15 protein-coding genes are annotated in these 20,527 nt (G+C 58.1%); 2 read left to right on the top strand and 13 right to left on the bottom strand.

The window, feature by feature from the left end:
* Positions 1-4: 4 nt before the first annotated feature.
* The 3 genes from I6F28_RS11700 to I6F28_RS11690 all read right to left on the bottom strand — a co-directional run bounded on the left by I6F28_RS11700 (position 5) and on the right by I6F28_RS11690 (position 3,028).
* The gene (locus I6F28_RS11700; protein WP_225139943.1) at positions 5-1,093 is read right to left on the bottom strand and encodes a glycosyltransferase family 2 protein; all 1,089 of its coding nucleotides are present in this window, start codon (positions 1,091-1,093) and stop codon (positions 5-7) included.
* Between the two features lie 440 nt (positions 1,094-1,533).
* Positions 1,534-2,331: a hypothetical protein gene (locus I6F28_RS11695; RefSeq protein ID WP_146207716.1), complete on the bottom strand. Its 798-nt coding sequence runs from the start codon at positions 2,329-2,331 to the stop codon at positions 1,534-1,536.
* Positions 2,332-2,425: 94 nt separating this feature from the next.
* A complete protein-coding gene (locus I6F28_RS11690) occupies positions 2,426-3,028 on the bottom strand; it encodes a transglutaminase-like cysteine peptidase (RefSeq protein WP_036029196.1) in 603 nt (200 codons plus the stop codon).
* Positions 3,029-3,352: 324 nt separating this feature from the next.
* Between I6F28_RS11690 and I6F28_RS11685 the strand changes: the two genes are divergently transcribed.
* Positions 3,353-3,745, top strand: a complete 393-nt coding sequence (locus I6F28_RS11685; RefSeq protein WP_109143422.1) for a hypothetical protein — start codon at positions 3,353-3,355, stop codon at positions 3,743-3,745.
* Positions 3,746-4,058: 313 nt separating this feature from the next.
* Here the strand turns inward: I6F28_RS11685 and I6F28_RS11680 are convergent, their stop codons facing one another.
* The 5 genes from I6F28_RS11680 to I6F28_RS37760 all read right to left on the bottom strand — a co-directional run bounded on the left by I6F28_RS11680 (position 4,059) and on the right by I6F28_RS37760 (position 13,275).
* Positions 4,059-5,372, bottom strand: coding sequence for an HlyD family type I secretion periplasmic adaptor subunit (locus I6F28_RS11680; RefSeq protein WP_036029191.1), 1,314 nt, complete (start codon positions 5,370-5,372; stop codon positions 4,059-4,061).
* Positions 5,369-7,303 (bottom strand): type I secretion system permease/ATPase, encoded by a 1,935-nt coding sequence (locus tag I6F28_RS11675; protein ID WP_225139942.1) that lies wholly within the window; start codon positions 7,301-7,303, stop codon positions 5,369-5,371. Before I6F28_RS11675 ends, I6F28_RS11680 begins: the two co-directional genes overlap by 4 nt.
* Before the next feature lie 93 nt (positions 7,304-7,396).
* Complete coding sequence (locus I6F28_RS11670; RefSeq protein WP_225139941.1) at positions 7,397-9,826, bottom strand: Ig-like domain-containing protein; 2,430 nt, start codon at positions 9,824-9,826, stop codon at positions 7,397-7,399.
* A gap of 771 nt (positions 9,827-10,597) precedes the next feature.
* On the bottom strand, positions 10,598-11,614 hold the full coding sequence (locus I6F28_RS11665; protein ID WP_225139940.1) for an aldo/keto reductase: 1,017 nt from the start codon (positions 11,612-11,614) through the stop codon (positions 10,598-10,600).
* Positions 11,611-13,275 (bottom strand): FAD-dependent oxidoreductase, encoded by a 1,665-nt coding sequence (locus I6F28_RS37760; protein WP_225139939.1) that lies wholly within the window; start codon positions 13,273-13,275, stop codon positions 11,611-11,613. Before I6F28_RS37760 ends, I6F28_RS11665 begins: the two co-directional genes overlap by 4 nt.
* 754 nt (positions 13,276-14,029) lie before the next feature.
* On the opposite strand from I6F28_RS37760, the gene I6F28_RS11655 reads away from it, so the two are divergent.
* Positions 14,030-14,713, top strand: coding sequence for a class I SAM-dependent methyltransferase (locus I6F28_RS11655; RefSeq protein WP_225139938.1), 684 nt, complete (start codon positions 14,030-14,032; stop codon positions 14,711-14,713).
* Positions 14,714-14,717: 4 nt separating this feature from the next.
* On the opposite strand, the gene I6F28_RS11650 is transcribed toward I6F28_RS11655, so the two are convergent.
* The 5 genes from I6F28_RS11650 to I6F28_RS11630 form a co-directional block, all read right to left on the bottom strand.
* A complete protein-coding gene (locus I6F28_RS11650) occupies positions 14,718-15,443 on the bottom strand; it encodes a polysaccharide deacetylase family protein (protein ID WP_225139937.1) in 726 nt (241 codons plus the stop codon).
* Complete coding sequence (locus I6F28_RS11645) at positions 15,440-16,501, bottom strand: glycosyltransferase family 4 protein (protein WP_225139957.1); 1,062 nt, start codon at positions 16,499-16,501, stop codon at positions 15,440-15,442. Before I6F28_RS11645 ends, I6F28_RS11650 begins: the two co-directional genes overlap by 4 nt.
* A gap of 153 nt (positions 16,502-16,654) precedes the next feature.
* Positions 16,655-17,638 (bottom strand): glycosyltransferase family 2 protein, encoded by a 984-nt coding sequence (locus I6F28_RS11640; RefSeq protein WP_225114272.1) that lies wholly within the window; start codon positions 17,636-17,638, stop codon positions 16,655-16,657.
* A gap of 72 nt (positions 17,639-17,710) precedes the next feature.
* Positions 17,711-18,985 (bottom strand): O-antigen ligase family protein, encoded by a 1,275-nt coding sequence (locus I6F28_RS11635; protein ID WP_225139936.1) that lies wholly within the window; start codon positions 18,983-18,985, stop codon positions 17,711-17,713.
* Between the two features lie 225 nt (positions 18,986-19,210).
* Positions 19,211-20,224, bottom strand: coding sequence for a glycosyltransferase family 2 protein (locus I6F28_RS11630; protein ID WP_225139935.1), 1,014 nt, complete (start codon positions 20,222-20,224; stop codon positions 19,211-19,213).
* Positions 20,225-20,527 lie beyond the last annotated feature (303 nt).

Here is a 20,527-nt window from a genome sequence, read left to right as displayed (position 1 = left end):
GTGGCTATCCCTGGCGCGAGCGGGATAACGCGTCCCCTAACGGACGTTCCACAGCAGCTACCTCCTCTGGCAGGTTGTTGCGCGGATTGCCGCGCGCTCTCCTCACGCCGACATTGCTCCAGCCATTCACCCAACGTTGACGATGCTGCCAGACATAGCGCCAGTTTCGCGCCTTTTCACGCAAATCACTTCTGCCGGAGACCAGGCCGGCCGTTCCGTACCCGAGCAAGCGCAGGAGGGGGAGAAGCATGTACAGTGTCTTGCCTGCGAGAATCGTCGCAGCAGAATTGTGACGCCGCAACAGCGTGATCCGGCCGGCAAGGACCTTGATGCGTTGCTCTGCTTGATCGGGCTCGGAAGACTGGCCGTAATGAATGATGGTAGCTGCAGGCGTGATGGTTGGGGATGCACCAAGCTTGCGCGCCCGGCGGCACAAGTCCGCTTCTTCACCGTACATGAAAAACTCGGGATCAAAGCCGTCAAGTTGCTTCCAAAGTTCGCCGTCTATGAGAAGAAAGCAGCCCGTGACAATGTCGACTGCACGAATGCTGTCACGCTTCCAACCGCCGTATCCTTCGGGATTGAAAACCGAGCTGCTGCGCTTCAAGCTGGTCAGACCAGTAGCAAAACAGAAGATGCTCCATAAGGTGGCATCTCCCCAACAGGAGCCAGGATTCAAGCGGCCGTCAGACAGCACGGTGCGTCCGCCCCAGATCCCAAAGCGCGGATTCGCATCGGCGAACTCGTGCAGATGATCGATTGCGTGATTCAAGATCAGGGTGTCCGGGTTGAGCAACAGAAACCGGCGCCCCCGCGCCCGCATCGCGGCGATGTTGTTGGCGCCGGCAAACCCAAGATTTTCTTGCGACGCGATGAGCTCGAGTTGAGGGAAGTTTGCGCGAATGGCTTCCGGAGATCCGTCTGTTGAAGCGTTATCGAAAACGATGACTTCGTAGAGTACTGTCGTTGTTTGTGCCAAGACAGATCGAATACATTCGAGCGTCATGGTGCGCGTGTTGTAGCTCACGATGATGATCGAAATGTCGGGCTCAGCGGCCCCATAAATTGCATCCGACATGGGATTCAGCCTCATGCGATACGTCCGGCCCCCCCTTCAACCGAACCCATCTTCGACAACCATCTCGCTCGAACGCGATTTGTCAGGCCCGTCCTTCCTGATGGTCGCCAAACCATCCGGAATTGGCTCATCAATGTGGTGAGTGCCTGGCGACCCAGGTCGGCCATGCTAAGTGCGCGCTCCTGTAAACACGAGCTTTTCCCGGTTCCTTCGCAACTGCACCGCCCGGTCGCTGCGTGCGGCCCGGGCCGGCCACCATTTTACCACCCACATCCACTGCGAATCCCAAGCTCAAATGGAAACGACAGCCTTCCTCGTCTTCTGTATGGCTAACCGGCTGGACCCCACTATTAAACATTTATATTATTAAATTGGTTTAATTTGCAAGTTATTTTTTCCGGACGGGCGACCTTAATCCGAGAATGCAAGCCGCGGGGCTGGGGCAGGAAAATGGATCAGCGGATCCGAGGCTGAGGAAGCAAACTCCCCGGGACGAGCTGGCCATTGACGATGGTTGCACTCCTGACGTTTTCCCATTTGGTGATCGTCATTGTTCCGCCGCCCGCATTGTTGATCAGAAATGCGCCGTATAGGAACGGGCCAACGAAATACACATCCTTAAGGGAAACAGTGACGTTCATGCCATCGGGATGCATTCGCAACCCGTAAGGTCCGCCCCAGAACAGGACGTTCTCAAAGCTAACTGAGCCCCCTAATCCATCAGCGTAGAAGAATCCGGCCGTTGCATTGGTGTTGTTGTAGGTCTTGAATGTTGTATTGCGAACCGTGATGGCGTTGGTTTTGCCAGGATCATAACACTGAAGCCCGTCTGCGTGATCGCCCGGCAAACCTTTGGTTTCGATGTAGACGCCATCAATGTTGATGCCGCCAATACCGTCGGAGCCAATACACCGGAATCCCTCGTTGGATCGAATGCGGGAATTTTTCAGAGTGCAATCCCCGCAAACGACCGAGCTTCCATCGTTGTTGTGGTCCCAGGAACGATGCTCGACGACTTCACCGTTGCTGAAGAACTTCCCGTAACGGGTGTATGGCTCGGAGGAATTTCCAGCAAAGCGGGGGTCATCAAATGAGAGTGGAGGAGCCGACGCAGGAGAAGGCAAACGCGAGGAGGCAGGACCTGGCGCTTGGCTGGAGGAAAGTGTTTGATCCGCCAGTGCGGAACCGGCGTAACACAAGCCGGCGGCTATTTGCGCCCAGCCAAAGCCTCGCCAACGCGATAATTTCTTCACAGATTTCCCCTTCAAATGATTGCGACCATGCGGATTGCGCGTTCACACCGCAGGCGATCTTAACCAGAGATATTTCATTGAATGGTTGTCGGGTTCATGCTCCCTTCCCTTCGATCCTCGCCCACAGAATGTGGCGTGGCATTTGTACCCGAACCCAGCGATAGTGAACGCGCGACCATGGTTTGATTTCGGGTGATAGATTGTCGAGAACGAAATCGCCATTTCGCGTGCGCACGAGAAGCACGAGGTGGTGCTCTCCGGAACTGACGACGACTTCGCTCAGTAGCAGGACTCGCGCAGGCCAGCCGCGCCGAAGCAATTCGTGGCGCTTGCTCACGGCGTAGTCATTGCAATCGCCGTGCTTCGGGTTGATGACCCATTCCTCGCCGGCAAGGCCGAGCTCGTTGCGCGCCGGCACGATGGCGAGATTGACCGCGCGATTGACCTCCTGCAGAGCCGCCCAGCGGTCCTCGGTCAGCCGGATCGGCCCACCACGAAACGAGCGCGGCGGAAGACATTCCGCCTCGTAGCGCAGGCAGAACACCGTGTACGCAAGGGGCGGCAGCGTCGGGTTTCCCAGTTCAATGTGCTGCCCTGACCGCGGCGTCGCCGGCAAGGACATGCGCCCCGCCCCCGCCCATTGAACTCCTCCGAGCATGATAGCGACCGCCACGACGGAGCCGAAGGTTCGATACATCTGCCGATCCCCTCGCAAACGCAAAACTGAGGCTCGGATCCGCTGGCAGGCTGACACCGACAGTCCCGCGGCAACCATATTTCATCTTTAATTTATTTAATTTAATTGTCAATTAAATATAATCGGCAGGAAGAAATAATCCGTTTGCGCATTATCCAGTACAGCCACAAGCAGATCGCCCCCGCAGACGCGTCCCGGCCCCCGGCGCATCGCCGGCAAATAAGGCAACAATTTAACGGCTCCGACGAATTAATCGTTGATTTAATGTGCCCCCCGGCAGATCGTATTCCGAACGACCTCTCCGCCTCACAATCGAGATTGCATATGCCGGAAGAACTGCTCGTCATTTTGGGGGCTGAAGCCATCCTGCTTGTCTTCGTCACAGCGATGACTCTGCACAACAAGCGAATGGATGTGCTGAGCGGGCTGCACCGCCGGGCGGCTAGCTGGTCCGCCGGCCAACACAGCAAGCCTGCGCCATACTCGGTCCGTGCGCGCGCAGGAGCTTTGCTGTCGGCGCTGACGACGTGGATCGGTATTGCCAAGCTCACCCCAGCCAATCTCTGGCGGCTGCTCAGACACGCCCAATCAAGCCTGACGAAGGTGCGAAAGCTGTCCACCCTTGTGGCTCGTTCCTGGCGGCCAGAGCGCCCTCAAGCCACGCCGTCCACCTCCAGCCTCATTGCAGGGGCTCGTCGTCAGCTCGGTGCTCGTTGATGCGGCCAACGTTGCGGTCTACCCCGCATCGACTCGATCGATCTCGCGGCGCAATCTTGAGCTCCGGGCGGTCGAAGCCAAACGATAGGCTTCGGATGCAATGCGACTAGCGGCGAGCCATCCGCAGCGAGCAGCTCTCCTCGGTGTTCACCCAGCTCACGGCACGCCTGCAAGCCCGTCGTTATCTTTTCATTTGGGCTTCTTTTTCGTCTTGAACATCAATGTTGTTCGCAGCAATGGACACACTCTTGAGATTCCTCTCAGCCCCGAGTGCGGGTCCACTCGGGGCTGTGTCATTTCAAATCCAAAGGGCTCAGCGCTCTTTGAATGCGCGCTGCGCCTGATCGTGTAGCGGCTTGAGCAGGTAGGACAACGCGGTCCGCCCTGCCGTCTTGATGAAGACCTCGACAGGCATGCCGGGCAGCAACTTGGCCGAGCCGAGCTTCACCAGCTCTTCCGTCTTCAGCAAGACGCGGCCTGTGTAGTAACTCGTGCCGGCACGCTGATCCTGCGTGATGTCTGCCGAGACCATGCTGACCTCGCCGTCGATTTCGGGCGTGGTCTTCTGGTTGAACGCTGCGAAGCGCATTGTAGCGGTCTGCCCCACGTAGACCTGATCGATATCCTTCGGTGCGATCTTGACTTCGACCGCGAGCGAGTCCGCGTCAGGAACGATCAGCATGATTTGCTCGCCCGGAGAGATCACCCCCCCGACCGTGTGGACGCTGAGCTCGTGGACGCGACCGGATTGTGGCGCCCGGATATCGACCCGATTCAACTGATCCACCGCCGCAGTCTTGCGTTCGCCCAGCTCGGAGAGTTTCGAGCGGGTTTCGATCAGGTCCTTGCCGACCTCGGTACGGAGGTCCTGGTCGATCTGAATGATCTGGAGTCCGATTTCGGAGATCTTGCCCTTCGACTGAGCGATCATTCCTGCGAGCTGGCTGCGCTCGCCCTCGATGCGGGCGGAGTCGCGCTCCAGGGAATTGAGCCGGGTGATCGGCACCAGGTTCTTCTGCCAGAGGCTGCGCACGCCCTCCAGCTCCTGTCGGATGAACTCCACCTCCTTCTGCTTGGCCTCCGTCTGCCCCATATAGCCCTTGATTTCGTTCTCCAACTGCGCGCTCTTCTCCTGCAACTGCGCTTTTTGGCCGCTCCTCGCCTGACGACGCAGGTCGAACAGCTTCCGCTCCGCGGCGATTGCACGGCTCGCCTCGGAGTTGCTCTCTTTGGCTCGGTCGAGCAGTACCTTTGGAAACACGACCTGCTCGGCACTGTCGCGCTCGGCCTCGAGACGGGCCTGCCGCGCCAGCAATTCGTCGATGCTATTGGTGACGATCGTCGCATTCGCGAGCGTCTGCGTCTCGTCGAGGCGGATCAGAATGTCGCCTGCATTGACCCGATCGCCCTGGCGCACGCGCAACTCTCCGACGATTCCACCCGTGGCGTGCTGGACCTTCTTGACGCTCGAATCCACCACGACCACGCCCTGCGCGATCACCGCGCCCGACAACTGGGAAGTCGTCGCCCAGCCGCCGACCCCAAAAGTCACCAAAGCGAACATGATCATTCCGACGATCATGTAACGTTGGATGGACTGCAACGCCGGCGCTATCTGATCGTTCATCGGCCGCCTCCTTGAGCTTCTGCGACGACCTTCAGCGGCACCGGAGTCCGCAGCACTCTCTTGAGTACCTCCTCTCGCTTGCCGAAGGACTGAACTCTGCCTTCGCCGAGGCACAATACATGGTCCACACCTTCCAGCGCCTTCGGCCGATGAGCGACAACGGCCACAATCCCTCCGCGGCGTCGCACGTTCAGGATCGCCTCTGTCAGAGCCTCCTCGCCCTCCGCATCGAGATTGGAAGAGGGTTCGTCAAGCACGACCAGGAAGGGCTTGCCGTAAAAAGCGCGCGCAAGCGCGATACGCTGCCGCTGCCCCGCCGACAGCGCCAGCCCTCCCTCGCCGATCTTCGTGCTGTACCCGTCCGGCAGTGAGAGGACGAGGTCATGCGCGCCCGCGGCGCGTGCGGCTTCCAGAACAGCGGCGGCGGTTGCGTTCGGGTCGAAACGTGCAATGTTCATCGCAATGCTGCCGTCGAACAATTCTACGTCTTGGGGCAGATAACCGATGTGCTTGCCGAGGTCGTCCGAAGACCAGTGATCGAGGGCGGCGTTGTCGAGCCGGATCCTGCCTCGAATGCACGGCCACACGCCAACCAGCGCACGCGCCAGCGTCGACTTGCCGGATCCGCTCGGACCGATGATTCCGACCGCCTGCCCACTCCGCAGCTGGAATGACACTTCGCTCAGAGTGGGTCTCTCGGAGTTCGGAGCACCGATATAGAGGTTCTCGGCGGTAAGGGTTTCCACAGGCGCAGGCAATGCCAACCGCTCCTCCTCCTGAGGAAGAAGTTTCAGCAAGTAATCGAGCCGTTGTCCCGATTGGCGCGCCGCGACGAACCCCTTCCAGTTCGCAATCGCCATTTCGACAGGCGCAAGGGCCCTCGCGGTGAGGATCGATCCGGCAATGATGATGCCGGCCGTCGATTCCTGGTTGATGACGAGGACGGCGCCAACGGCAAGAACCAGCGATTGCAAGATCGCGCGGAAAATCTTCGAGGCACCACCGAGTCCGTTTGCGACATCGCTGGCCCGTTCATGGGCTGCGAGGTACTTTGCGTTGGCATCCTGCCAACGCAAAGCCGCTTGTTGCCGCATACCCATGGCCTGCAGAACTTCGGCATTGCGCCGTCCCTCGAGCGCGAGGGCAGTTCGCGAAATGGCAAGACGCGAGCTCGCCTTTGCCGGACCTCGGGTACGCGTTTCCGTGAGCATCGTAATGCCGACCAGCACCAACGCACCAGCCAGCGCAGTGATGCCAATCCAGAAGTGAAAGAGGAAGCAGACGCCGAGATAGATCGGCATCCAGGGCAGATCGAAGAGCGCCGTCGGCCCTCCGCTCGACAGGAAGCTGCGGACCTGATCGAGGTCCCGCACCGGCTGCAGGCCATCGCCATCCGCTCTGGTCTTCAAAGGCAGGCGAACAAGAGCCTCGAAGATGCGAACCCCGAGACTTTCATCGAAATACCGGCCCACCCGGGCGCTGATCCTGCTCCTGACGAAGTCGAGCCCGCCCTGAAACAGGTAGAGCACCGTTGCCAGAGCCAACAGAGCGACAAGAGTCGGTATACTGCGTCCGGGCAGCACCCGATCGTAGACTTGCAGCATGAAGAACGAGCCGGTGAGCATGAGAAGGTTGCTCATGCCGCTGAATGCCGCTAGCGCCCAGAAGATCCGGCGGCAAGACCGCAGGAACGCCGACAACTCTGACTGCGACTCGTCATAGTGATCCGCTGGCCGGGGTCGACCAGCGAATATCCGTGACCGCAGCACTTCGATCAGGCCCTTTGCCCAGCCGACCAGTTGCGGCGTCTGCAGTTGAGCGTTTTCCGCCCACTGCCGTCCGGCTGACCAGAGTCCTGATATGTAAAGAACTGGAATTCGATAGAGATTTGCGGGCGGGGGGAATACCCCCCGCCGTCCAAAGTCAATCATGGCTTCTGCCCCTGAAACGCGCCTTTGTTGGAAGATCCCTCAAGAGATCCCCCAAGGCAGTTGTTGAAGATTGCTCTCTGTGGATGCCGTCCCCTACGCGAAGTGGAAGTCGTTGCTGGTCAACGAGCCGAGCTTGGCGTTCTTCAGCGTGAGCGTATCGCTCCCCGTCGCGATCACGACATCGGTGCCGGACTGGGTCGCCTGGGAAAGAACGCTGGCAAAACTGTCGAACACACTCTTGCTGAACTCGATCGTGTCGTGAGCAGGTCCGCGGGCAACGAAGCCCTTGATGACGTCGTTGCCGAAGTTCGCGCCAAACACGAAAGTATCGGCCTGGCTGCTGCCAACGAAAGTGTCATCGCCGGAAGTGCTGGTCAGGGTCGTGTTGCCCGGCGAAGCGATGAACGTACTGCCCGCAATAGCCGCGTTGCTACCGGTTGCAGTGGATGACGTAGCTACGCTGGACGTACCGATCTGCCCGTCACTGTTCAGGTCCTGATGGAAGCTGGTCTCCAGCGTCTTGAGGCCAGAGTCCGTACCCGACACCGAGCCACCGTCCGTGGAGCCGGTCAGGGAGCTGACATGAGACACGTAGTTGCCGTTATTGTCGGTATTCCACGCCGTGTACTGACCGGTGCTCGTCTCCTTCCAGGCAACTTGATAGCCCGTCGCCGTCTTCTCCGCTCCAATGGGAGTCCAGGTGCCATCGGACCCGCCCACGAAATCCACGCCGTCATCCTTTAGTGTCGGGCCAGTGCCGGTGCTGCCGTTGAGGTAGTATTTGCCGCCACTCTCAACGAGACTTGTCACACCAGCCGATTCGACGACCTTGCCAGTCGTCGGGGTTGGCGACGTCGGGATGGTCGCAGTGGAAGTACCTACCTGCCCGTCACCGTTCAGATCCTGATGGAAGCTCGTCTCGAGCGACTTAAGGCCAGAGTCAGTACCCGACACCGAGCCACCGTCTGTGGAGCCGGTCAGGGAGCTGACATGGGACACGTAGTTGCCGTTATTGTCGGTGTTCCACGCCGTGTACTGACCCGTGCTCGTCTCCTTCCACGCAACCACATAGCCCGTCGCCGTCTTCTCCGCACCGATGGGAGTCCAGGTGCCATCCGACCCCTTCACAAACTGCACACCGTTGTCCTTCAGCGTGGGGCCCGATCCGGTGCTGCCATTGAGGTAATATTTGCCGCCGCTCTCAACGAGAGTTGTCGCGCCAGCTGACTCGACCACCGTGCCGGCAGTCGGCGACGTCGGTGACGTCGGCGAGGTCGGTGTGGCTGGCGCCGAGGTGCCGGTGATGCTGGCGGTGAACGCAGTGGACGCCGGGCCGGTATTGCCTGCTGCATCCGTTGCCGTCGCGGTAAGGCTGTGCGAACCGGCCGCAAGGGCGCTGGTTGTATAGCTCCACCCGCCGGTGCTGTTGGCAGTCGCGGTCCCGATCTGGGTCGTGCCGTCGAACACCTTCACGACGCTGCTCGCTTCGGCACTGCCCGACATCACCACCTGATTGGCGGTGTTCACGGTATGGCTGGCAATGGTCGGCGCAGTCGGAGCCTTGGTATCGATAGTGATTGCCAACGCAGACGACGCCGCGCTGGTCTGACCCGACGAGCTGGTCGCCGTTGCGGTCAGCGTATGTTTGGCGTCGGTCAGGATCTTGGTGATGTAGTCCCAACTGCCGCTCGAGTCCGTAGTCGTCGAACCAATTTGGGTCGTACCGTCGTAGATCTTGACCGTGCTGCCGGCAGCCGCGGTGCCCTTGAGCTCGATGGTATTGTCGTTGGTAATCTTGTCGCCAGCGGTGCCGCTGTCGGTCGAGAACGACGCGATAGTCGGAGCATCCGGCACGGTCGGCGTGCTGGGTGCGGTCGGTCCTTCAACCGGAAGCGGAGGCGGGATAAGGTCGCCCGGGATGAGTTGACCGTCCACGATCGTTGCGTAGCGAACATTCTCCCATTGCGTGATGTGTATGTTCGCATTGACCTCCTCCAACCAAAGCGCGCCATACGCAAATGGCCCCACAAAATACACGTCCTTGAGGGCGAGGTAGTCATCGTGACCGGCTCCTGCGTCCGCGGCAATGCGCAGACCAAAGGGGCCACCGTCGAACACCACGTTATTGAAAGTGAACGTTCCGCTATAACCATCTGCGATGAACAGCCCAGCAGTGGCATTCTGGTCGTGCGATACAATCGTCGAGTTTGTAATGGTCAGATTCCCGGTGGCGCCGGGAGCATAGGCCTGAATTCCGTCGGCGTGATCGCCCGACAGTCCCGTTGTCTCGATGTACGTATTGTTGATGGTGACATCACCGCTGCCCCCAATGCGCACGCCTTCCCTTGAAGAAATACGGACGTCGTCGATGGTGAACGAGCCGCTCCCTCCGACGGCGACAGTGTCGCTCTGGTCGGAAATGCTCACACCCGAAATCGTCTCTCCATTTCCAAGCCAGACCGTCCCCGAACTGGTCTGGTCGCTAAACATCGGATCATTCCATGTCAGAGGAATGGATGCCATCTAGTTTTCTCCTGTTAATTTCAATCTGGTTTGCCCCTGGCACGCGCCCAATTGTTTCCCCAAGCGACGCGACCCCAAGTGCGACTCTGCTGGCGCAGCGCCGTTGGGGTGCGTCTTCCCGGCGGGTGGAGGCTTTTTTGCGACGACACGACGGCTCACCCAAGGTAATTTCCTGAGCTACCCTAGACACATTCGCATCGCGCGAATTAAATGCCGGAAATTTCTTCAGTCCGATCAACCACTCGTGCACCGCATTGAACGAGGGCCACACGGAGCGGTCGAAGATATACAAAAGTATGCCGGAATCGATGTTACGCCTTCGCCACTAGACAACAGCTTACCAAGTGTCGTCGACGGCGCCACAGCAGAAAACCAATTAAATATTTCGATCCACAGATTATCCGCCGCCAAACACGACATAATTTTTGTCCGGACAATCAAGAGCGCGAGCGTCGAGCAAGAGCATTTGAGCACACATCGCGGTGCGAACAATCCGAACCCATATTGCCCGATTCAGGTAATGGCCCATCCAGCGCCATCCGCAAAACGCCAAGCAAAGCAAATGCCGTTGCGGACACACCATTCAGATCGAGAGTTACGAGCGCGCGCCGATTATCCTGATCGTTGATGTCCCCCGAGCCCAGCACACAGTCACCCGCTTCCCCGGCAGGGTCGCAACAAGATGTTCGATCAGGTCCTGCCGACGACCTGACCATACCCCGCCGCGTCTGACTGATGCAAAGTCAAGCCACCGTCGTCGGTCTGCACCGATCAGAAACTCAGATCTCGGAAGCTCGCGTCAAGAAATTCGGCAACATGCTTTCTCGCCAATAATGCGTTCAAGCCCGCGATCTGCTTCTCGTCGATAGCTCGACTGCTGACAGATCTCACGTTTGCCACAACATTCGACGGATTGGATGAGAAAAAGATGACGATCCCGTTTGGATTTGCATTCAGCGCATGAGCCAGCAGTAGATGAGCCAGTTCTGTTGAATCGCGTGGATCTACCTGCGTCAGCGAACGCCATTCAGCCGCCATCCGCTCATCGGACAACAATCGATCAAGCAGTATTTTAAATCGGCTGGTAAGAGACGAATGCGTAATCACGAGGCGGTTAGTTGCCGGAACTTTCCTGACGTTCATATTCCAGATGGCATTTGGAATCTGCACAACGTCGAACAGCGCTGCATGTCTTTGGAGGATGGACACCGTCTCCTCTATGCCTGTCGCTATGCCAATGGCGCGAACCTTCCCTTCACGCTTGAGATCATCGAGAAGACGGATCAGGTCCGTTTCCTCTACGTCGGCAGCGCTGCACTCGTGCAGGAGTAGAATATCGAGATAGTCTGTACGCAATTCCTTGAGACTAGTCTCGACACTTTTTCGGAACTCCACGAGACCAAAGGCTCCGAAACGCGGCAGATAGTTGGACGGCACAGGCAGGTAATTCTTTGAGCTTGGCGCGACATTGTGCAGAAGACGAATGCTACGACCCATTGCGCGGACATGAAGTGCATGACTTTGTGGGACAATGCCCGCCTTGCTTGTCAGAACCAGGCGCTCCCGCTTTCGCGCCGCCAACTCTCCCAGAATGCCCTCTGCGCGACCGGCGCCATACATTCGCGCAGTATCAAAATATGTGACCCCACAATCCATAGCTGCTTCGAGCAACTTAAGAGCCTCACGACGGGTTCGTCGCTTGCTCAACAGTGCGCCGGATCCAAAACCTAGGGGGAGCATGTTTCGCGGAAGGATTTCTCGAAACGGCGCGGCAGCAGCCACCGTCATGACGCGCCTCCGGCTAGTCCGAATGCAGCTTCTCGCTTTGTTTGGGCGACGGTGCTCACCGCATGATGGCATGCGCGCGCGGTCAGAGCGAGAATGGTCAAAGTGGGATTCTGCGTGCCCTGGGACGGGAAACAGGCACCATCCGTAACGTACAATCCCTGTGCGTCCCAGCACTGGTTATTTGGATCGAGCACGGAGGTCGCGGGGTCGATACCCATCCGGGCGGTCCCGCATTCATGAATCGCGGAGCCAGGCGGAGCCGGCCGTTCATTAACGCGGCTCAACGTCACGCCAGATGTTGCGGCGATCTCGCGTATGGCAGCTGCCTGATCGCGGGCACGCGCCAAATCCGCTTCGCTATAGCGGCAGTCGATATGCAATACGGGGATTCCCCATATATCCCGTCGTGTAGGATGTAGCGTTACTCGGTTTTCGGCACGAGGAAGCATTTCACCGAAGCTAACCGCAGTAAAATGGGAACGCCCGTGCCCTCCTGGAAATTGATACAACTGCACGCCAAAACCTCGCCCGCCGAGGGGCGCGGGCCCGTCGCGCGCATCGAAGCGTGGAAGGTAAATCGCGCACCCATCTTCGAGCACTGGGCTGGGCTTCAGCGGCGCACCTCCACCCCACCCAGTTACGACAATATGGTCCATCAAGTAGCGCCCCAGCGCGTCAGATCCTGCACCGAGCCCTTGGCCCCCTTTGGATGAACGCGAAAGCAAGAGTATTCGTGTCGACTCTAACGAGGACGCGCACAGAAAGACCAACGGAGCGCAAGCACGTACGTCGGTTCCACTTTGTTGATCGAACCAGACTACGCCGCGTACGCGACCTGATCGATCAACATCGATTTGCCGTACGACTGCGCCCTCACGGCATCGAAGGCGCCCTGTAAGAGCAGCAGTTTCCAAGGCATCCAGCGGTGCGGCAAAGCGCGTGAGCATCGGCCGCGAGTGAGGCCACCGTGCGCGGATCGCTGCCATCAGCGCGAACTGATTCGGTGAAGGTTCAAGTTCTCGCGAGAGGTGACTGTCAGGCTGCCATGGTACGCCATCCATGGCACCGGCAAGCGCTAGCCGTCGCTCGACCATCGAATACCAGGGGTCCAACTCACCCGGCTCTAGCGGCCAAGGCGCGCTCAATCCATCGCACGGCGCAAGGTCGGAGGAGTTCAGCCGATAGTATTGCCGGCCGTGCCCTGGAAGGCCCACGCGTCCGCCGAGCGTTCGCGCGCGTATCCAGACAAAAGGTTGGCTCCGTGGCGTCACGTAAGGCAGGTCATGATCATCTACAAACGATTCCGGTGCTCGGCCCCAGATGCTGCAGCGAGATTGGATGGGCTGGCGCAACATGCCGAGGCCTCTCAAGGCCATCTTGCCAAAGGGAACAACCGCAGGAGGGAGCAACCGAAGTGTCGCAGGGTCCGCGAGCCTACGGCTCATCCTGGCTATAGCTCGGCGCATCCCAGTCGTTCGCGGCGAATTCTGCCACCCGGCCTCAAGCACAAGCACGCGCAGGCCAGCCTCGGCGAGTAAGAGCGCCGCCAATCCCCCGGCGGCTCCCCCGCCGATCACGATCGCATCCTGCGCTCCCGGGCGCCGCAACTCCTCAATCGTCGTGGTACCTAATACACCTGAAAGCGCCGGCCCGATCTGCATGACAACTCCCTTCAAGCGAAAATTGGTCGGGGGCTAGCATGCCAAGCGGACAGCGATGGGCCACCAGCTGTGAACAGCGACTTAAGACAAATCCGTCGACCAACCCGGTAACCGAGCGCTCCGGGTTTAACGCTTAGGCGCAACCGCCCTGGCAATGCATGCAATGAAAGGGAAATTATCGCTTCCGCAAAACCATTCCTCATGGCTTTGATTTTCTGTCACAAATTGCAAAAACGAATAATGATAGGCGCAGTTAAATACATCCGTCAACTGTTAATAGGCATTTAATTTCTGCATTGCACAAGCCAACCCATTTCTCCGAATATTCGGAGTGTGTAGCTCCTGCCAAAAGCACTACCTTCTCGCGGACAATACTCCCGGCCGGCTTTCAGCTAGAAACAATGCTTTAGACCCGATCCGCGGCAACGGAAGACCCGATGTGGCAGCGTCCAGCCACTACCTGATGATGCCCGCGCGTTGGCAGCGGGGCGAGTTATTGGGACGTGCTGTGATTCTGCGGGGCGTGGTACTCTCGATCCGATCACGGAACGATAGGAGCGCAAGACATTTGCGGGAATCGTTCCTTGGCGGCTCACGGACAAAGGTCCGAGATGCGCAGGCGAATTGACCGGGCGAAGCTCACCTCACAGGTACTATGAAATCTGCAGTTCTCGCCCGCCGTACACTCTTGATCTGTCGATAACTTCACCTGTATTAAACTATCTGACGTCGAATACGCGTTGGCAGGTTGGGAATGCTTGCAGCACTTCACTACCACGCATGGCGCCGGGTGCGCGCCGCGTACTATGCCTTCGGATTGGCCCGGCTGCCTTTTGGCGACGCGCTGGGGCGTGCCGTTAGCGAGTGGGAGACTGCGCAGGGGTTCGGTGACAGCCCAAAAGCGAAATCCACTTGGGACGCCGAGTACAGCGATGGCCTCTGGACCTACATGCAGCGCGAAGTAGCTCGCTACTGGACACTCATTGGTTTCATGGACGCTTTTAGACGTGGCGGCGAGTACCTCGAGATCGGCTGCGGAGACGGCATGCTATTCGAGCGCTTCAAGCAGCTTGGATATGCACGCTATGTCGGAGTGGACATCTCTGACGTGGCAATCGAGAAGCTCCGTCTGTACAACGACGATCGCACTGACTTTTCTCAGGCTGACGGCGACGTGTACGAGCCCGACGGCCGTTTCGATGTCATCGTCTTCAACGAGTCTCTTTTCTATTTGCGCGACCCCGTTCGGTCGCTCGAGCGTTACGCGCAATCACTCAAACCGGGAGGCTGCATCATCGTCTCGAACTACACCGCATCGCGGCGATCACTGGCAGTGTTGCGGGAGGCAAAACGAGCATTCGAGGTGATCGACGAGGCCAAGACGACTCAACGGGCGATGTCCTGGCTTTGCACAGCACTGAAACCGCCCAAATACTAAAGCGCTAGTGATACCGCAAGCGCATGAGTTGGCGATAGAGCCCGAGCTTTGTGCTGATTTTCCAGGAAACGCCGCGCATCGCATCCGGATCGCGCAAGTGGCGGCGCATGTACTCAGCATCCATGTTGTTCGTCATACAAAGGCGGGAGTACAAAAAAGATTCGAAGCCGCGATGATATCCAAGCTGGATTGTAAAGAGGTGTGTGTAGCCAGCCCTCAGCGCCGCCTCCCAGACCCGTCGGGAAAACCGTCCATATGGGAAAGCGAAGAGAGCTACCTGTCGACCGAGGCGATCCTCGAGCATCGACTTGGACACACCGAGCTCGCGCTCGAGCTCTGCGTCCGAGACGGTCGTCAAATCGACGTGGGCCATGCCATGTGAACCGATCGCAACACCCCCCTTGGCAAGCTCCTCGATCATGTCCCAACTCATACGTCCCGGCGAGCCTACAAAGTCTACCGGGATAAAGGACATGAAACCCGGAATACGACCGGTCGTCATGTAACGGGCGTAGACATGCGTATAGTCCGAAATAAATCCATCGTCGAAAGTCAACAGGACCGCGCCGGTGCCGTGGGATGTCGGATCGGAGCAATGCTCCAGAAAATTCTGGGGCGAGACCAGCGCTTCCCCGCAAAGTGCGAGATGCACTTCGAACGCTTCATGAGTCAGGCACCACGCGTTCGAAGGCGAGGCTTCCACCAGCTCATGATAATTCAAGACGATCATAGAGTTTCCATCAGATCTGAAACCCGCCGGGCCCAAGCCTGCCAGTTCAATCGGGCTTCGAAGGCGTCGCGGCTCGATTGTCTCAGGCATGCCAGCCGATCCTGGTTAGCAAAGGTCTCGAAGATGACCGCCGCATACTCCGCCTTCGTCGCGTTCGGTGGCAACAACAAGCCCGTCTCCCCGTTGCGGACGACGCAGGGGACGCCGCCAGTGGCCGGCGCAATGCTCGGTACTCCATGGGCCGCGGCTTCACAGAACACGATTCCATAGCAATCCGCCCGGGTCGGCAGCAGAAATAGATCCGCGTCCCGATAGAGTTGATCCAATCGGTTGCGCTGTTCGCGATCACACTTGTCGAGATAAGGGATGATCGTCAGGCCATCCTGAGCAACTGACTTCGACGGAGTACATCCGCAGATCACGAGCTCCGCCTCCATGCCCCTCTTCCTTAGTTCAGCGAGGACGCCGACCGCGATGTCAGCGCCCTTCTCCTCCCAGTTGGCGCCGATGAAGAGCAGACGGCAGGGACCCGGCTTGCGGCAACCTAGCACGGAGGCACGATCCGGCGCTTCTTCAAGGTTGGCGCCCCAAGGAATGACATGCACCCGGCTACGGTCGGCACCGTAGTCCCTGATGGCAGATTCGGCTGCCCATTCCGACGGGTAGAGGATCAGATCCGCGCGCGCGATCGTGTCCCGCTCCACGCGTTCAGCGACGTCCCGAGCACCTCGCGACAAGTTTCGATAGTTAGGATGGTAGTTCTCAATGAGCCGAAAGGTCGCGTCGGACGCATAGACGAGCGGAACGCCGTTAGGCACACTCCATGCAAAGGTAGAGCCGGCCGGCGCGAAGACGATATCGGGCGACACCGCTCGGATTTTACGCGCTGAGTCCGCTGCATACTGTGCAACGACCGCCCCCGCATGCAACGGGGAACGGCCGCGCCTGCGAAAGGCACGGCAAAGCCTGGAATACGTCTTGTATAGGGGCAGTATCGGTGCGCTCAACGGACCGATATGGACCAACTCGTGACCTTCACCTGCGAGCGATCTCGACATGTGAAACGGGGTACCGGACCAGAACCCGACCTGGCGCCCATCCCCGATCGTGGCGAATGCAATCCGCCGTGCCGCCGGCCTGTCGGAGATGTGGTTTTGAGTCATTCTATTCACGCACACAGGGACCATCGACCACTTCGCCGGAAAGATCTCTCATGGAGCGAGCGAGCGATCGCTGGATAGAAGTAGCTTTTTCAAACCCGCAGTAAGCGACAGAGGCATAAGAGCCACGCCGGCTCTCATAACGAGAGGTACGTGTCCCGTTTCGGCAAATCCGCGAGCGTAGGTTGAGATCGATTTCATTCGTCTTCCCGAGTGCAGATAGATCCATCCCAGATCCTTGCAATGCCGAGCGATTGCACGATTTGCCGCTTCGAGTGCTTCGCGATCTCGCCGAAGCCCCTTCTTCTCGCTCACTGCCAGCTGCAGCAAGGACGACTTATCCTCCTCCTGGAATTTCGATAGGGTTGAATCCTCGAGTACCCGCATAACTGCGAGCTTGCGATCGACGTATCCAAATCCATGATGCTTCGAGATTCTCAGGTACAGTTCCCAGTCCTCGCCCGAACACCATGATTCATTATAACCTCTAAGCTCATCCAGAACAGTGCGCCGGATCAATACCGCAGTCGGCTTGATAGGCACTTCTTCCAGCAAACACAGATACATCTCACGGCTGCTGAAGAGAAAGACATCGAAATCAGAGCGCGAGCGCGATGCGAGCAGTTTCGGAAATGCACGCATGCTTGAGACAATTGACGACGTGGATCTGCCACGGTCGACCTCAACGTCACAGAACACCGCGCCAATCTGACGATGCCGACGCAAAACATCGACGAGACTGCTGAGCATCTCCGGCTTCCACAGGTCATCCGAATCCAGATGAGCAATGATATCGCCGTTGGCGGCCTTTATACCCGTGTTGCCTGCCGCACTGACCCCGCGATTGCGATCATGCCGAATGTAACGCACTTTGTCGCTTCGAAACTTTTTCACCGCTGCGGCCGTGCCGTCTTTGGATCCATCATCAACGACGATTATCTCGAAATTCCCATACGTCTGATTCAAGGCACTCTCGATCGCTTCTCCGATGATGTACGCACGATTGTAAGTTCGTATGATAATGGAAACCTTCATGCTTTAGTCCTGCGCAGCGAGAAATCCTGATCGGCATCCCTGCCAGCGTAATGACCTCGCGGTCCACCGTCTTCAAATGTCTCCGGTAATCGGGTTGCACCTCGTTTGCGCCGCTGGTGCGGCTCTATCGCGCAGTATGGCGGTCTCCGCGAGGTTCGCTCGCATCCCGGTAAACACAGCGATGAGGATCCAACAAATGCCCCAAAAGTGCACAATGAACCCTAGAAAAGCGATCGTCGCTATTACAATTCCGAGCGCCACTGACAGCCGTCTCTCTTCGGGAGTAAGGTGAGGCGATTTGTCGATCGAGCCAAGCCAGCATGCGCTGGCAATTGTCAAAAGGATCAACGCGCTTCCCGGAATTCCATACGACATTGCGGTGGCGAGCCAAAAGGCATCTACGCTCGAACTCACGAGCGCGCCATGCGACTGCCAATTCCAGTCGCCGTTCAAACCAATTCCGAAGATCGGCGAACCGAGGACCACAGGTCCTCCCGTGTCCCAAATCGCTTGGCGAGCCCATGCCGCCTCCGGGCTTACTCCGCTGAGGCGCACAAGGGTTGCGACCGGGCTGCCAGAGAAAGTGAAAACAACAAGGAGTAGCGCGGTCACACACAACCCGACCAACTTCCATCGGGCAGCGAAGCGAGGGCTTGCGGCATAGAAACTCGCCAGCGCAAATCCGATCAAATAGGCCAACAATGGACTGCGCGCCTGCGAAAACCACACACCGATGAGGGCGATGCCCGCCACACCCCAGCCGAGTACCTGGTGCCTGAACGTAGTGAAGGCCACGACCCCAAACCAAACGCAAACAGCACCGAACAATATCGAATGCTCGAGCGGCCCCATGGCGCGAACGACACCGTCCCGATAGAACGTGTCAGCCCTGATTGCTAATGGTCCATCGTAACTGAGCTTCGCATAGCCGGTAATACCTTTGATGAACTCATAGGTGAACAGTTTATCACTCAGCGGGTCAAGGAGCGCTATGCCGACGATCACAATCATCAGCTTGCAGGAGAACCGTGCTATTCGAACGGAACTATCGACCGGCCCGAGAAGAAACCGGAACGTCAGGTATGCGCCCACAAATTCGAGCGCCTCGATTCCAGCCCCTTTAAAACCCGCCGGACCATCAGTGACTGTGGCAGCCAACATCATCCAAACGCCCGTAAGCGGAGCCAAGATATCCGATGGGACGCAGACGACGGTTCGCGTGCCTAGACGCTGTCCAAGCTGCTGTAGCGCGGCGATGAAGGAACAGAAAATTAGAACTCGAGCAACCGAGAGGCGAAAATCGCCGACGAAGAAAGACAGCCCTTCGGGCAAGACAATCGCGACCAACAATAGCTTCAGATACAGTTCCGTCCCCCAACGCGGCGCCCCCGCCGCGCGACCAACTGGACTCCGCTGCCGACCATACAGATACGTAAGCTGAGAACCCGATTCCAATTCTAAGCTTTTGCGGGTCAACGCGAGTACCTCAAATATCTGAGAAGTTCTGCAAACAAGCAGCGCGCTCGAAGCCGAGGCGCCCCACAAGGCGACGGTTCCTCCCTACGAGGCGCTTCATTTCGTCGTCTCCAGGGGAGTCGCCAGGAAGTCACGACGCAGGCGGCTCGCTACGCTGGGTGAAATCAAGGCGTAAACCAGCGCTTTGTAGTAGTGCGGATCCGTTGGGTGCAAACACGCACATTGCCAACCCGTCTTTAATGCCGACAACCGACGGTTCGACCTACGCCAATCCAGCACGCTCTTGATGAAATGGGCGGCGATGTTGTTGTCCAATAAACTGTTGTTAGATCGTCTGTAGCCGCACATCGCATTCGCGCAACCCTGCTCAAACCGCAAACCGCGCCGCTCGCATGCTCGCCTGAAGACATCGACCTCAAACTGCTTCCGCCAGGTTGGCGCCCGTCGGCTGAGGGAATTGGGAAGAATGCGGTAGGCATAAAGGCACTCCCCCAATACGATCATCGGATGCACCTCCCCGACTCTCCATATGTAATCGCAGGTCTCGGCAACCATTAATGACGGCTCGAACCGTATATCGCCAACCAATGACATTCGAAACATTCCCGTGGGATCGAGAGCCGGCATTTGAAAGGCCCTGATCTCGGACTGGCAGTCGCTCTCGCTTTTCGGCGAAAACACGGGTGCCATGAATCTCTCGTTGATGATGAGCTCGTTGCCGCAGAACACGGCAGCCAAATGCGGGCTGTTGAGCAGCGCACGAACCTGCTTTTCGATTCTAGTTGGATAGCTGATGTCATCCGCGTCTTGAATTGCGTAAAACTCGCCACGGATCCGATCGAGCGCTCGATTGATAGCAACAGGCTTGCCTGAGTTCGCTTGATGGATCACGCGAACACGCTCATCTACCAGCAAATCCTGAACTGAGCTGAAGCAACCGTCCGAGCTACCATCGTCGACAATGAGAATATCCAGGTTCCTGTATGTCTGATTAATTATGCTCAACAGCGACGGACGAAAATGTTTACCAGCGTTGTACACGCACATCACGACCGTGACCAAGGGGTCTTCAGCCCTTCCTCCAGCCTTGGGCGGATGTGCCTTGGACATCACGAAATGCTCCTGCTCAGTCGAGCCTGACACGCCGGCGCCATCTGCACGACCTCCCGGTTCGCTCGCCAGACTTTTTGCAATTCTTCAGCGCGCAAACCAAGAATGGCTTTCTCGGGCCCGCCGGAGACGCAGTCCGCAAGCACATGAAATTCCGCCTACTCACCGCTTTGTCTGCACTCAAGAATAAAACTCCGTGTCGCCTCAGGACGCATGGCATCCCGCCTGTCAGACCCGGAGCCCCTCGGAGGGCTCCTCCGCGCCTCAACATAATTAAATCTGATTTAATTTTCAATCGCCATT

It is taken from the genome of Bradyrhizobium sp. NBAIM14 (genome assembly GCF_020193895.1).
Lineage (GTDB): Bacteria > Pseudomonadota > Alphaproteobacteria > Rhizobiales > Xanthobacteraceae > Bradyrhizobium > Bradyrhizobium yuanmingense.
The sequence above is the reverse complement of the archived record's forward strand: the minus strand, read 5'-3'. Positions and strand labels throughout refer to the sequence as shown.

Excerpts from the sequence above, each read along its gene's own strand:
- I6F28_RS11655 (WP_225139938.1), top strand. The coding sequence starts at position 14,030 with ATGCTTGCAGCACTTCACTACCACGCATGGCGCCGGGTGCGCGCCGCG.
- I6F28_RS37760 (WP_225139939.1), bottom strand. The coding sequence starts at position 13,275 with ATGCAGATCGGGCCGGCGCTTTCAGGTGTATTAGGTACCACGACGATT.
- I6F28_RS11630 (WP_225139935.1), bottom strand. The coding sequence starts at position 20,224 with ATGTCCAAGGCACATCCGCCCAAGGCTGGAGGAAGGGCTGAAGACCCC.
- I6F28_RS11670 (WP_225139941.1), bottom strand. The coding sequence starts at position 9,826 with ATGGCATCCATTCCTCTGACATGGAATGATCCGATGTTTAGCGACCAG.
- I6F28_RS11650 (WP_225139937.1), bottom strand. The coding sequence starts at position 15,443 with ATGATCGTCTTGAATTATCATGAGCTGGTGGAAGCCTCGCCTTCGAAC.
- I6F28_RS11690 (WP_036029196.1), bottom strand. The coding sequence starts at position 3,028 with ATGTATCGAACCTTCGGCTCCGTCGTGGCGGTCGCTATCATGCTCGGA.
- I6F28_RS11680 (WP_036029191.1), bottom strand. The coding sequence starts at position 5,372 with ATGAACGATCAGATAGCGCCGGCGTTGCAGTCCATCCAACGTTACATG.
- I6F28_RS11640 (WP_225114272.1), bottom strand. The coding sequence starts at position 17,638 with ATGAAGGTTTCCATTATCATACGAACTTACAATCGTGCGTACATCATC.
- I6F28_RS11665 (WP_225139940.1), bottom strand. The coding sequence starts at position 11,614 with ATGACGGTGGCTGCTGCCGCGCCGTTTCGAGAAATCCTTCCGCGAAAC.
- I6F28_RS11645 (WP_225139957.1), bottom strand. The coding sequence starts at position 16,501 with ATGTCGAGATCGCTCGCAGGTGAAGGTCACGAGTTGGTCCATATCGGT.
- I6F28_RS11700 (WP_225139943.1), bottom strand. The coding sequence starts at position 1,093 with ATGAGGCTGAATCCCATGTCGGATGCAATTTATGGGGCCGCTGAGCCC.
- I6F28_RS11685 (WP_109143422.1), top strand. The coding sequence starts at position 3,353 with ATGCCGGAAGAACTGCTCGTCATTTTGGGGGCTGAAGCCATCCTGCTT.
- I6F28_RS11675 (WP_225139942.1), bottom strand. The coding sequence starts at position 7,303 with ATGATTGACTTTGGACGGCGGGGGGTATTCCCCCCGCCCGCAAATCTC.